At 46.1% G+C, this 14241-nt stretch carries 10 protein-coding genes; 3 read left to right on the forward strand and 7 right to left on the reverse strand.

The window, feature by feature from the left end; genetic code table 11:
- The first annotated feature begins 981 nt into the window (after window positions 1-981).
- The 3 genes from BFP95_RS18760 (at window position 982) to BFP95_RS30070 (ending at window position 2974) form a co-directional block, all read left to right on the forward strand.
- On the forward strand, window positions 982-1521 hold the full coding sequence (locus BFP95_RS18760) for a hypothetical protein (protein WP_065910538.1): 540 nt from the start codon (window positions 982-984) through the stop codon (window positions 1519-1521).
- A gap of 444 nt (window positions 1522-1965) precedes the next feature.
- A complete protein-coding gene (locus tag BFP95_RS18765; protein ID WP_065910539.1) occupies window positions 1966-2334 on the forward strand; it encodes a histone-like nucleoid-structuring protein, MvaT/MvaU family in 369 nt (122 codons plus the stop codon).
- Window positions 2335-2797: 463 nt separating this feature from the next.
- Window positions 2798-2974 (forward strand): hypothetical protein, encoded by a 177-nt coding sequence (locus BFP95_RS30070; RefSeq protein ID WP_256534252.1) that lies wholly within the window; start codon window positions 2798-2800, stop codon window positions 2972-2974.
- A gap of 218 nt (window positions 2975-3192) precedes the next feature.
- On the opposite strand, the gene BFP95_RS18770 is transcribed toward BFP95_RS30070, so the two are convergent.
- The 7 genes from BFP95_RS18770 to BFP95_RS18795 all read right to left on the reverse strand — a co-directional run bounded on the left by BFP95_RS18770 (window position 3193) and on the right by BFP95_RS18795 (window position 13892).
- Window positions 3193-5094, reverse strand: a complete 1902-nt coding sequence (locus BFP95_RS18770) for an ATP-dependent nuclease (protein WP_065910540.1) — start codon at window positions 5092-5094, stop codon at window positions 3193-3195.
- A 293-nt stretch (window positions 5095-5387) separates the two neighbouring features.
- Window positions 5388-6248: an AbiJ-NTD4 domain-containing protein gene (locus BFP95_RS18775; protein ID WP_083224234.1), complete on the reverse strand. Its 861-nt coding sequence runs from the start codon at window positions 6246-6248 to the stop codon at window positions 5388-5390.
- A gap of 343 nt (window positions 6249-6591) precedes the next feature.
- On the reverse strand, window positions 6592-6948 hold the full coding sequence (locus BFP95_RS18780; RefSeq protein ID WP_065910541.1) for an RIP homotypic interaction motif-containing protein: 357 nt from the start codon (window positions 6946-6948) through the stop codon (window positions 6592-6594).
- 695 nt (window positions 6949-7643) lie between these two features.
- A complete protein-coding gene (locus tag BFP95_RS29085; protein WP_175405987.1) occupies window positions 7644-8876 on the reverse strand; it encodes a tyrosine-type recombinase/integrase in 1233 nt (410 codons plus the stop codon).
- An 11-nt stretch (window positions 8877-8887) separates the two neighbouring features.
- Window positions 8888-9811, reverse strand: coding sequence for an ATP-binding protein (locus tag BFP95_RS29565; RefSeq protein ID WP_139115319.1), 924 nt, complete (start codon window positions 9809-9811; stop codon window positions 8888-8890).
- Window positions 9808-11838 (reverse strand): site-specific integrase, encoded by a 2031-nt coding sequence (locus BFP95_RS29090; RefSeq protein WP_083224236.1) that lies wholly within the window; start codon window positions 11836-11838, stop codon window positions 9808-9810. The genes BFP95_RS29565 and BFP95_RS29090 overlap by 4 nt, the downstream gene beginning before the upstream one ends.
- 5 nt (window positions 11839-11843) lie before the next feature.
- Window positions 11844-13892: a hypothetical protein gene (locus tag BFP95_RS18795; RefSeq protein WP_139115320.1), complete on the reverse strand. Its 2049-nt coding sequence runs from the start codon at window positions 13890-13892 to the stop codon at window positions 11844-11846.
- Window positions 13893-14241: the final 349 nt, after the last annotated feature.

Genomic DNA, 14241 nt, shown 5'->3' on the forward strand with positions numbered 1-14241 from the left:
AGATCACGTATCTCACCGTCGCCAGCAACCAAGCAACCTACAGCGCCAGCGAATGACTCTTGGTCATGCGCCGGGATGTCCAAGCTGCAAATGATCCTGTAGCGGAACAGCCAGCCGCAGGCGACGCGACCGCACAGTTCTACCGTTTGATGATAGCCTTCAACGGACAGAGGCCGGGCACCGTGGGCCTGCGCAAGGTTATATGCTGTACTGCTGCCGGTAGATTCGCTTTGGGAAGATTCGTTGTTCATACGCACTGGAAATGGCTGGAATAGCAGTCGATTGTCTACTCGTTTGGTTTGAATGTCTGGGCATCCGCTCTAGGTCGATTACGGCTCTCGCGACAGGTAGAGATCGGCCAAAAGGAGCCCGTCGAAGGCGTTTAGGAAAAGAGTGGCGCTTCACATCCGCCCAGCAAAAAACTATGAGGCCTCCCAAACTATCACTTGATGATCCACAATAGATCTGATTCCTAGTGCTTTGGTGAAGCATGGCCGCACTTTCGAATCGCCGTTTTATCTTACCTATCCTGATAGCGTGCTCGTTCGCGACTGGTTTATTTTTCGGACTAATAGCAAAAGGCTTGTTAAATCCTTCAGGCTGAGCTGAGGCCGTTTCGGGCATCGCTACGTTAGTAGCTCTCACTCTTGCTGTCGTCACATATATAGAGCTTGTCGCGGAAGTACATCCTCCTTATTTTTCCCAACATTTCCATGCTGATCAACCTGTGTTCTCCTGCTCAAAAAGTGAGCACAAGTAGTTGAACACCTAGGTCAGTTTTCAGTCGGCAGAATAGCACTCTAAGTGCGAACCGTGAAAAAGGCGATCTAGACGCGAATGGTTGACAACCAGTATCGGCCGATTAGGCTGAGGCGTGCGCCGCTCCCCAATAGGGTCACACTATGCGTTGGAGTCTTGCGTATGGATTCCTCGCTTGACGCCGCTCATACTGCCGCCCCGATAAATGCGTAGGCGCGGTCAATGAAAACAGTTCTAGGGATGGTACTGACAATAGTGCTGGTCGCGGCGATCTTTACGGCGCTCGGCTTCACCGAAAAAAACTATATGCTGGGCTTTGGGCTTTTTCTGGCTGTGCTCTCAGGCTTAGTCACCATCGCCTTGGCTGCCATGGCGAAGATCCAAGCTTTGCGCGTGATCTTTGTGCCCACGCCTGCGGTCGTTGAGAACAAATCGTTCTCCTTCAGCAACACTACAGCAATACAGAATTACCGTAGCGAGGAGCACCGTGAATTGGCTTCGCTACGCCAGGATCTAAAAGCGCTTCAGGATAAACATAATAGCGCCGCATTTGAGCTTACCGCGCTGAAAACGCATATGCGCCTATGCTTCGATAACATTCGCTACCACGAGGAGATCACACTTCCCTACGCGCTAGCAGGTCAGGCCGGTGCAATGATCGTTGCAACCACACTGACGCTTTTCGGTACCGCATTGTGTGCCTTCCCCGATTGCGCCTACATGCTAGCAAAGGCCTTCAATGCACTGATCTTTACGGGCTAGCGTCACGTCTGTCATTAGCTTGCAAGCTGAAAGCGTCCCCAAAGCGCGCTGACTCACCCAGGGATGCGGACCTATGGCACAGCATGGTACCAATTCGGGAGCACCCATCCAGTGAGGCCCCAGGTCAACTACTGGTCGTATTCTGTATTTCACGAAGGGCTGTCATCGGCCGACTCTGTTGAAAACAGTCGGTGTCTAATTCCGCGCCAGAAAAGCACGCGCTTGAGATTGAAATCTGAATTTTTTGTAGATGGCTCAGGACTGGGGTTTCACGTAGCAGTGTGCAACAGTGGTGTTTTAACCCATCAATATTCGAGTATTTGGGAAAATCGACTTTTTCAACACCATCGGCGAAAAGCTCAAACCCACCTGAATGAGAAGGTACACTGACTCGTTCACCTGTGTTAGCGGTATAATTCCAGAACTACTTACCGGAGGTGTTACATGTCCCGTCTTGCTGAGTTCCGCGCTCTTGAACAGCAGCTTGCTACCCAACTTGCAGAGCTTGAGTCACTTAAAAACGACGATGGCCTGAAACGCGAGATTGAGTTCGAGCAAAAGCTCCGCGATCTACTGGGTGAATACGGTTACAGCCTGCGCAACATCGTCGCGATCCTCGACCCACAGTCTTCTATCCGGCAGGCTCCTGTAGCCGCAGCGACCAAAGTTATCCGAAAGGCTCGCGCCGTTAAGGTTTACAAGAATCCTCACACTGGTGAAGTCGTCGAAACTAAAGGCGGAAATCATAAAACGTTGAAGGTTTGGAAAGCAGAGCATGGCTCCTCGACTGTTGAGTCCTGGCTGACGAAGTGATTTTGGTTTAAGTGCAAAAGGGCCTGAGAGGGCCCTTTTTTATTGAGGGTGTTCAAAGCGAGGATAGATGACCGCTTTTCGAGAAAGAGGAGTATCTCTGTAGGTTTCTGTTGGGCGCAACTCTGACGGCCTGCGCAAGTTCTTGCCGACCTTCACCTTGTCTTCGTATTTAGTCAACAAACACTGCGTGCCTCAGTCGCACCGAGTTCCGCAGTAATTCCGTGACTATGTGCTAACGGACACTGCGGCTGCGGAAGGTCCGGCCGCGATCATACGTAACTGTAATGTGCAATTTTTGCATATTGCTGCTGGTTACCTACACGCACGTAAAATTTATCCCGATCAATCTACGTAAATGTGAGCGTCGGTGGGTCAAGAGGCACGACACTCGGACCCTTCGCATAGAATTCGAACTGGAGAAGCCTCAGGTTGTCTAGCGCCCGTACCCTATGGAGTCGTCACAATGGCAGGAAGCAGTTTTTTTGCGTTATTTGATTACATCGCCACGCTGTTCGACGATATCTCGGTCATGAGAAAAGTCGCTGCGATGAAGACTGCAAGCGTGCTCACTGACGGTAAGCGGATGGCGAACACACCTTCCGAACTACAGTATTTAGGACGATGGTCTCCGCGTTTTTAAGCGGACGGCCCCCCCTTATCGCCAGGATTTTAATGCGCAACGTAGCTCCAACCCTAATGATCGCGCCTCAATCCGTCATTAGCGAATGAAGATATCGGTTTCATCATGGATGACTGTTGCTCAAGTACTCACTGAGACTTGCGCCCAAATAGACCTATGCCCCCGCCACAATGACCCGCGTCGCAGGCCTCCATATGATCTTAAGCAGAAGGCTCGGGTCATGAGGCATTTGCCCGGGTTATAAACTTAACAATCTCTTCAAGCTCGTGTGAAAACTTCCAGAGCATGTCTTCTGGTTTCAGGCCCTCGAAAGTCAGAGCGGCCCTCATCATTGCCACCTTGTTGGCCTCACCCCATAAGCTTTTTCCATGAACATGAGTGTAATGGACGTCACCTTTAACTTTCGATTTGGTGATACCAGCATTCTCAAAAAACGTCTCCAGAGCCCTGTGAAAAGGCTCGTATTGCCCAAATGCAAAATCATCAACTGGGAGTTTTGCCTTATGATCCGCGTAGCCCTGCCAGCACTTAGCAGCTGCATGGAGTAGTGCCTTGGGAGGCAAATAGTTTTCAATTTCACGCCCATTGGTAACGCAAAACAGCGCGGAGTTGGGCCTGCTAGTGTTCAGTCGATCCACCTCGGCTTTCACCGCCCGGGCGCCAGGCTTCAGACCTTCTAAGTCATTGCCCTCCAAAACCCCATCGCGGTCGGAGTCGATGGCGATAATGATGTTGCGGCAGATACTGAGTGCATCAAAAGCTAATTCACGGTGCTCATCGTCAGCAACCCCAAGATACGAAATCAAGCCGCCACCGTAATGCATGATTGTGTAATGAAACCCCTCCTCAAGATCCTTCCCCTGGAGGGCATGCTTGAGCCAGTGACGGTAGAACACCAGTTCCGTAGGGCCCTCAACCCAGAGCACTACATTCGCAGTGAACAAGGTACGGGCAGGTTGCACGCCCAACGCCTCCAGCAAAAGGAACCCATCTTTGCGGTTGGTCACTTCTCTGACTTGAAGCGTCGTGTTCTCTGCATCCTCTTCGTAGGACGAGTCGCACCTGTAGATTTTGCTATCGGTCGCGAAGATAGGGGCAAACTCTAGGGCGTGGGTAGCGATCAGGAATTGCCGTGGGTCTTGTTGAATGAGATCCAAAATCCTGATCCTGCGAGTGGGGTGCAAGCCGTTCTCGGGCTCGTCCCAAATTACCAGGTCTGTAGGATTCAAAAATTGAGTCAAACCAAAGTAAGCAAGCGAAACTCGGGTACCTGATGAAGCCCTGCGGTAGTCGACTCCATCAATTGAGAGGCACTTTTCACCATCGAATTCGTGAAAATCAATCTCATGCTGGAGCAGCCGTCCCAGATCCTCTAGGGCAGCGCGAAACTTTCTTTTCTCTACTGGCTTTCCAGATTGCTGATCGCACATCCTGCTGATGAACTCTGGAATGACGTTATCAATGTTTTTGTTCGAGTCCACTAGAACCGCCGCCGGGAACAAAGTCCTACCAAGGGCTTCATCTAAAAGACTCCGTTCAACGTCCTCAGTCAAGGTTCCTGGCTTGATGATCTCGCACTGCGAAACCCGCTCAAGCTCAGTCAGATAACCTTCACGCGCTTGTTGAAGTTGATTAAGCACTTCCCTGATATTGGAGTTGTTATTAACGTTTAACTGCATCTGAGTCTCATCTATCCGGCGCTCGGTTTCTTCTATCGTCCTCTGCAAGTCCTCAATCTTGACAATGCTATGAGCAGAAACGATGTGAACTTCCGAATCAGACTTTAAATGCTCGATGAAAAATTCATTGCCATCGCATATGATTTTCACAGACAGCTCATCTGAAACCACTTCAAGCACTTCAGCCATAGAGCTTGACAGACACTTTTCCTGATCTTCGAACACCAACTCGGCCGACCGGAATAAAAGCCATCTAGGAAAATCACCAATCTCACCACATATTGTCTTGCGCGACAAAATATCGAGCGCAAGCTTCACCACTAGCAAGATCGTCGTTTTCCCAGCCCCATTGGGCCCGACGAAAACGTTTACATTGTCAAATTCCAAGGGCAACCTTTCGATACCAGGCAAACCATGAAATACAGCGCTCCGAAGCTTCATTTATACTCAACCCCCCTTGAGATCATAATATCAAACGCCGATCAAGAAACTGGGATACAACTTAGACTGCCCCTTGATAGACAATTTACTATAGATAAGCCTGCGATACGTTTTGGCGGCGTCAACCTAGGCCGCCAGTCAGTCGACAATCGCTTCACTGGGATGGCCGCTTAGCATCAGTTGGGCGATATCCAACTGCCGAGCTGTCAGCGCTGCTCGCAATTGATCAGTACACAGTACTCAAGCAGGGGACTGTCGTCGATTATGTTGGTGATCCTTTGCCTTGGGACTAATCAGATCTTCGTGCTATCAATTGCAAAGTTTATGAACGCTGAGCAGCAGATGAGCATGAATCGAGCATCTGCTTGGGTAAGTGCGGATTCATTATCCATCAATGAATGACGAATACCGCTAGCATCATTGGTGTAACCATATAGAGCGGAGAAAGCAATCTTGAGACTTGGGTGAAGGTTGTGATGTTTTTCTAAAACTTTCAGGGCTTGGCCAAGCGTAGCCTTTTCATCACCCACCAGTTTCTTTGCCAAAGACTCAACAGCGCTGATGCTTTCTTTGATGGAGTTCCGATAGTCGGGGTTTTGTTTGTCTGTCAGGAAGCGAAGTGATGTTTGAATGTGAGTTCTCACGCCTGCATGTTGGTCGGAATCTGTAATCGCTCGTTCTATCTCTCCGATTTCGTCCTTAGAGGTTATGGGTGTTAGTAACCCGTTGACAAACCGGTACGCTGAGTTTTCTCGCACTAAAGCTCTATTGAAGCCTTCAATCAAGGCTTGCCTAGTACCTAGATAGTTAACTTGCACGATAAACTCTATAAGGCTGTATGTTTGATGCCAGCTCATCTTGTAAAAAGCTTTTCTGAAGCTATCTACAAACTCCTTCCAGTGAATGGGGATTGTATCTACAGGAGCTTTGTAAAAATCACTATAAAGCAACTCTGTAAATTTTTTAAAGTTAGAATACGTTATCCAGCTTGAAAATGCTGGTGTTCGAGATTCGTAACAGTTTAAGAATTTTGTAGTTAACACATTCCATAGAGAGTTTTGGAGTTGCAAATCAATATTGTCAATTTGAGCTTTCACAACCGAGACTAATCCCATGCGCTGTGAGAAATTCAAGTGGTTCATATCGTCGGACATACAATTCCCTTGCAGTAGTCAATGACACAGATAGTAACTGATGGCTAACTGCCTGACTACGATCTCCGAAACCTCAAATAACCCAAAGTTAACCTCAATACAAGCATGTATATAGTTTATTACTATCCACTTACTATATGTGATAGTATTTATTAATCAAGGCTACAGCCGATTATTTCCGTGGGCCATGTCAGAAACAGACAAGCTCGCCCTTGTGAGAAATATCGCCAGACCGCTTTCTAGCATTCAGACCGCACAAAGCACGTCGAAATGGCGAAATGGCGAAATTCTGCAAGACGGCAACACCCCCGGCCAAGGCAGGCCGAGGGTGTATAGTTTCTCGTCAACTCAGTAAGCCAAAGGCTATCGGAAGCGATGCACCAACAGCAGCAGAAACCAATGGGTGGGCAAGGAAGGCATTGAGCCGGTTCTTTGCTTGCTCTCGCTCTTCCTTGGATGCATCTGCGTTGTCGATTGAGGCAAGCATCTCATTCAAAGCCACTTCAAGGTTCTGCACGTTGTGGTCGCCAATCTGGATGCCGGTCGATCCGTGGATACTGACGACCTTGCTGGTCGTTGTACTCAAAGCGGACCGCGAGCTGCCTGTGGTGTGGGCTGTAAGCAAAGTGTCGCTGGTTACAAGGCTATCCTGGCTACGTTGGCAATTGCTCTGAATTACGTATATCCAGTCATCGTGCATGGCCTTCTGGTCATTAGTGGCATCTGCCTCTGCTATGAGGGAATTCAGTCCTTAATCGAGCAGCTGACTCCCGAGGACAAATGACAAATACAGTGGTCTACGTGGAAGCTTGGTCGCTGAACAGCAACAACGACAAGTCGCCGACACGTGCACTGACTTGCTCAAGGTATTGCACGCCTTGCAGGACCAGCCAACGCAGCGAGAGGCACTGAAGATGATCATTTCTACCGAGCACCGCGTTGCACAAGGCCATTCATGAAGAGCTGCCGCTTACGATCCGGGAAATGGAGGGTGAAAAGTACTCGCTACAGCAACAGTTTGCGCAGGCGCTGGAGCCATGTCTGAAAAACGTAACCTGATCCGGATCTCTCGATCTACCTCATGAGTATCGCGGCACATTCAATTGTCCATACAGTGACGTCGGATAAGTTAAACCCCCTAGCACAACCAGGATTTGTTCCGGAGCCGGTGACATGGTTTGAAAACTACCCTAACCAGTGTTAGTGCGAAAGCTCGGGAGTGCCTAATGAATAGAGACTAATTAGATAGGGCAGAGAGATTGGCGTAAGAAGTTCATACAAAGGGTATCGAGGCGCTGAATATGCTTAAACCACAGCGAACGGCAACAATAGTTAGCTTGAATCATCGCATTACATATAGGAACGAGACCCGCTCTGCGTACAGCGTTGGTGTATTCAGCTGTCAACATGTGGCTCAAAAAAACGAGTGACTCCAGCTAATACCTGTTCTGGCAAATGCGTATCCACAACCTGCTGTACGTAGGGAGTTAATAAGGGCAACCAAGTTTCCATCTTGACACTAATAACGGTACGAATATATTTTTTTGTTGTTTCCACGTCACAATGCCCTAACTGAATCCTCAACTGTTCATGAATATCGTGCGTGTACGCTAAATTAGGAGAAAAACCATTAGCTTTAAAATAGTAGTACACTATATAAGAAGCATAAGTATGCCGTAAAAAATGCGGAGTTATATGTCGACCAAGTACTTTTGATGCCGCACGAAAAGCGGCCCAAATATCGCATAGGTAAACTTTTTTACCATTTACATTTAGCCACAGCGGAACCAATCCATGGCTACCCTTTTTCTTTCTAAACAAGTCAGCTCTTTTCGGTCTGTCTTGAGTGATATAGTTATTATGAAGTACGCCTAAAGCTTCAGTGAGGACCAGACACTCAAGTTTACGTTTGCGCCCTTTTGGAATGTAGACGAGCTTCTGAAAGTTAACCCCTTTTTTTTGAAGATCAGGGTAACGTAGCCATTTTGGGTTAAGAGCGTTTGCGCCGACTGGAATTTGTATCACTCCACCGACTCGAAGCCCAGTGGTAACCATCATATATGCGATATGTTTGAAAACAGGGTCTTGCTTATTTAATTCTTCTGATAAAGCTTCAAAATCCTCATGATTTAATATTTTTTCTTTGTAATCAGAAACACTGCTGGTGCTTTCCAGACCTGGGTCTACTTCTACTTTCTCAAAAGAAACAAATTTAGAACCATTTCCATATCCGACATATGAGCGATTACCAATAGTATGTTTTGCAGGAAACCGCATCAGGTGGGGAATTCCTTCAGAATCACACCACTCATAAAAGTTTCTCCAAGCTCGATAATAGTTGTTATAAGAGCCTGATTTTAGCCCCCGATTTTTTAGCGAACTGTGAAATGCTTCTAAATGTACCTCATAGGTGACCATCTCATATCCCAGCCCTAGATCCGAACAGTAGTCAAACCAAATTTTCATGTAACTGTAAATATTTTCAAGCGTCTGAAGCTCTCGGGTGCCCCCTCTTTTGATTGGCGTTTTGGACTGATGAATTAAATAATTAACCAATGGAAAAGCGAGCTTCCCTCCAATGTGGGGAACTATTAAACCGATGTCCGTACGAACAAACTCTAAAACCATTTTCCACACCATCAACGAATGATTATGATCTCATCAAATAGCTCAACGACATCGAATAACTCTGGATACTCGATAGACGAGTACATGCTGACAATTTTTTCTTCTGGGACGCGACTACGTTCTACTCTACGACCATTTCTATCAAGAGCTGTATCCAATGGCACCTTAAAAACCACTGCAATACAACGCACACCACACGAACCTTTAGCCGCTTCCAGAATTTCATATCGATCTGACTTTGTAATACTACAAGCATCAAAGATTAAAGGCAGACGCAGGGACGCTTGTACAGCAGAAGCCCACGTCGTTTTTCCGCTACCAGGAATACCAATAGTAATATATAAATTTTTATCCAGCGGCCTAGCTAGTAAAATCTTTAGTTCGCTAACTGCCGCAACCCATGCTTTAACACGGCTCAATGAGTCCGCGCCTGTAGACAAGCTATCTGGCGACACAATAACTGGTTTATGTAGAAACGGCACTATCGCACCTTTCGTTACTAATCCATTATACTGCTGAGCTTCCAAAAACCTTATACGGTGTTCCAAAGCTTCATTTTTTTCTTTTGCTAGGACCAAGTGTTCCTCTAAACTTTTTTTGATTAAGCTAAGTCGACCCGTACTCTCTACAAGAGTGTAATTCTCAATCAATGCATTGCGCAATTTGTCATTGACTGACAACTGATCTCCGTCATTAACTTTCTGTGAAGGGAGTAAAGACTGATTGAAACTCTTAACTTTATCCCCCAGCGCCTTCCAGCGCATCCGCAGCTCTGTATTAGGCGTATTGACGTGACCGTAGAAATACTTTCTATCGACACCAGACATTGTTGCTAGTCGAGATACTGCAATCTTCTTACCGCTGTGCATGCACTCGGAACGGAGTTCATCTAGCACATTTTCAGCACGAGTAAGCCGTTGCCAGCTATCGTTCACCTGATTTTCTCCAATAGCGGTGTGTACTCCACTACGAACTCTCGTGCCGTATTTATGAGATGAAGGTTCTTAGAATAGTCATCGACACCTGCACCGTCGATCAGCTCCCGATAAAAATTCAGAGATTGTTCAAGCTGTTCTGCCTGACATTCAGTCAGCAGGCAGTGATTGCATTTGGCACCTACACATGCACTCGTCAGTGGAAGCCCAATTGAAGCAAAATCATCTCTGTTCTGCGCGGTGCTCGCAATCAAATTAGAGCATGGTTTCTCGTCACTATCATCTGGGTTGAACATACAGATTGCTAACGGAGTGAGTAGAAAATGCATGGAACCGTGATAAGCTCGCTCAAGTAGATACTCTTCAAGAGTAGCTCCTAAAACTTCTCCCGTTAACCCTTGGAAAAGAGGTTCTGATTTGACGCCCTCTTTAAGACGTTCTCCGGACACCCCCGCCAGCTTCCCCGTTGATACGGCATGGCTAACACCTTTGACTAATGTCAGAGACTGCTGCACCAATACTTCCTCACGAGCAGACTTAATCATGGGATTATTTCTGAAATACATCTCCGTCATACTGATATTTTTATGAGAAAAAAGCGTCATGACAAGTAAAGGCCCCAAAACGGGACTATTCATCGCAAACCAACCTGCAATGGTTTTCCTGAATTGATGAGGATGAGGAAGATAATCTATGCCGCTATCCTTGCAGAAGCTCTGCACGTAATTAGTAACAGTTTGACCGCATACCGGTTCCGTTACATGATCGGATTTCTCATTACTGTGAAGAGGAGAAATCAGAATATCGCCACGTCGAGTAGCGCGCCCCAAACTCTCCAAAAGCATAACCGCACGATAAGTTACTTCTGGCACAGGGATTGTAACGACTTGACCGGCAATATACTCCGCACTAGTCTTTTGTATGGTAACAGTCAGGCGATAAAGATTTTCAACTCCAATGCGGTAGTCCAAAACACAACAGCCGACCTTTAAACTTCTAAGCTCGCGAGAGCGCATTCCGGTCGTGAACAAAATAATCACAACTGCTGCCCGCTTTATATATGAAAATGCCTTATCTGCAATTCTCCGGTCTAACCGATAGGTGAATCTTGATGGGTCTGATGGAGAAGCATAATACTCAAACTGCAATGGAAATGGTAAGTCTTCCCCTAATTCCTCAAGTGTGATACCGCGTGCTGCGCACTCCTTAATCACACGACCACGAGTTACAGTATTACTACGTTTTACGCTGACGATACCCTCGTAAACTACTTCATAGAATCTAATAAGCGAAAACGCGTATTTATCCACGTATTCAACAGCTGCTTTAGCCATCGGAAACGCAAAATCAAGGGGAATAGGTAGCCACCCACTCTCTTCTTTATACTCATCATTTGAACTTGAAATCTTTTCCTGAAAATCCGCTTTGCCAAATAGATCGCCAAGTCTTTTTCCACCAAATGGATCAGCGGTAAGTTTCAGACAGGTTGGCAGATAATCATCAGATGCGGACAAAATCCACCATTCGGAGAGAAACCTCACTTTGTCAAATTTTGTATTTTCGTGATAACTAGACTCTGCAACCCTGTTATAGAATGGCGTAAATTCTTCGACATACAGATCACTAGGAATTTTAAAATACCCGTCTTGATTCTCAGCGTAAAAATACCCTTGCATGAGTAGCCACTGAATTAACTGTTTGCCCTCGTTTAAGATATTCTGTACCGTCCTGCAAGACCTTTCGAACCTTGCATTGAACCCTAACAGTATAAAAGCGACTAGCTTTAATAAGATTTTAGCAGGCAACACATTACGCCCACTATTTCCTAGAATTGAATTAAAAGATAAACGACCTCCCCCTTCTATACGAAAATCCCAAACATCCTCACTAAAGGTGCTGGACCTTGAGACTTTTTTATTTCCATAAAACCCAGCATGGCGATAAAGATCAGCCCATCGTATTTCCACTATATTCGGATTTTCTACAGCACTGTCCGTAACTTCGAACGATAATGGCTTCGAGTCCATTCTTGCTACCCCCGAACGATTATTTGTGGAAGAGAAATCATCCCGGCACGTGCTTGTAGCCACGCTTGTTCGACCTCTTTCTCATTTGACCAGCCGCTCAGCAAGTCATAGGCACGCGCAGTTTTACGGCCAAATGCGGCCTCCCACGACTCACGAGACATTGATTTTCGGAAGCCCTCGTACTGAAGGATTCTCATTGCAATTCGAGGAAGATGTATGCTGAACACCCTGCTCTGAGAGCATCCGAGACACATGTCATATTCACCGCACTCCGATCCCACCTCAGTGACCGCCCATTCATGATCAGGATGGGTTGGGTCCGCACAATTGGTGTATAAGCCAGGCCGACCTGATAAATCGGAGTGCTCTACTCGCCCTCCTCTAAATTTAAGAGCCTCTTCTACCATTTGTGTTTGCAACGCGAATATACCTATATCAAGAATATCTTTTGACTTTCCTAGAGACATATAGCTTGCTAATGTTGTGTCAAATTTGGCGTGATGCATGGCACTCTGTAGCTGATTCGATAGCTCTTGAAAGTTTTGCGACTCGTTAATCGCTCTCAATAATTCTTTAGCTATAAAAACCTTACGAAATCGCCTACTATCTAAAGATGTGACCCTTTCTTTAGTAAAGCTTCCATCCTTTTCAATCTGAACATCCCAAATTTCATGACGACTCAAGAACGATTTGGCTGCCACCCAAAAAGTGTTATGTTCTCCATAGTCATAAATTTCTTTCTTGTTGTTCTCCGTATATAACCACAGATTATCTCGCAATCCGGTTTTTGCCAATTTTGACAATGGTTCTGTATACCAAATTAAAAACTCTAAAATCGGATACATCCCTTCTTCCGATATCTGTATCCACGTATCTTCGACGCCGACGTTCAAGACGCTTTTGCCACGATACTTGACTCCTCTAAGCCGGCATCGCGTGTTGTCAAACGGGTCTTTCCATTCCAGAGGAGATATAAAATTACCACCCACTTTATATCTGCGCTTCCAGCTACACGCCGTCTCCTTATTAGCGCCAGAATTTATTAGGAAGAATAAAAAAAACGGGAACATAGAGTCTCGGCTAGGTATCTGCGTTTCATCTAACCGTCGTAACGCGGCCAACGCCCCATCCTTCTTATTAGCAACCAGGCCAAATTTTAAAAAAAACTCTTGAAATTCATCTGGACAGCGCCTGAACATGTAAATACTTTTACGCGTAAGCTCCCTTCTAGCCCCATCATCTAGGGGTATACAATTACTGACTGCATTCCTGATATTGCACCCTCCCTGCATATAATCGGATACGATAGTTTTCCAATCGTACCTTTTCGCACGCCATATTAGAGGGTTACTATTCGCAATACCAAAGGCAACTTCTTTAAACTGATCTGCGCCAGCGATAATATTTTCAATATCAGCAATCGCCGCAGCTATTAATTGATACATCACCGCATCACTATAAGGAGTCAGATGCTCTGGCATATCAGACCTGTATACCGGAACCGAAAACCTTACGGGATATTCAGAGGTTCTCATCAATAACTCAAGCGCCTTACAGAATCGTCTAAATAGGGCTGCTTTGTAACTGCTTTGTCTAGCGTCCAAACGCAGATCATTTCGCCAACTACAAAGAAGTTGAAAGTTTAAATCTTCAAAATTACTTAACTCTACATCCTCACGCCTGCAAAAATCTAAAAAAACTCCAACGCTATTTCGAGTGTAGGAGCCTTCCGAATGCGAAACGCGGTTACCCAAACATAAAGTTTTAAGCCCCCGTCCAAGTGCTTGTACTGCCCAAGGATATCGCTCTTTGAATTCAGAATAAAAAAATCTAGATGAATTATCTGCTCTAGATGTTAACTCCATCTTCGTAGCAGCTTGCACATCGATTGTCAGCGAAACCAGAGTTCCTTCGGCTTTGCCTTTCTGAGGACGCCATTGGAATACGTTGGAAAAAGGGTATAAGCCATCGTCATCGGTAAAATCAAACCGTTGCTGCGTTTTTGCAATCAACAATTCATGTTCAACATTCACCTTGACACGCTTACGGCCCACAGATACACCTTCCATATAAAGGATTTATAAGATTTTATGAAACTATGCTGAGTTTGCTTGGCGCGGTTCCGCACACACTAGCTTGTGTAAGAAAATCCCAACATGGGATTTAGAACTTCTTTTTTTGAATTTGAACCCATCGTAAAACACACTTCCATAGCACCCGACCTAAGATAACTAAATCATGTTTTTCAACCGCCCGCTAGAGTTTATTCAGCTGACGCTCCGAATAGGACATTAGCCTAGAAAATCCGGGCTTTTGGGTGTAACCCCAGCAGTTCTCTAGCGATACTTACAGATATATTATATAAGGGCAGTTGTTAGCTATTTGGTAAAAATCGCACATCAC

This window comes from Pseudomonas sp. 58 R 12, assembly GCF_900005865.1.
GTDB lineage: Bacteria > Pseudomonadota > Gammaproteobacteria > Pseudomonadales > Pseudomonadaceae > Aquipseudomonas > Aquipseudomonas tritici.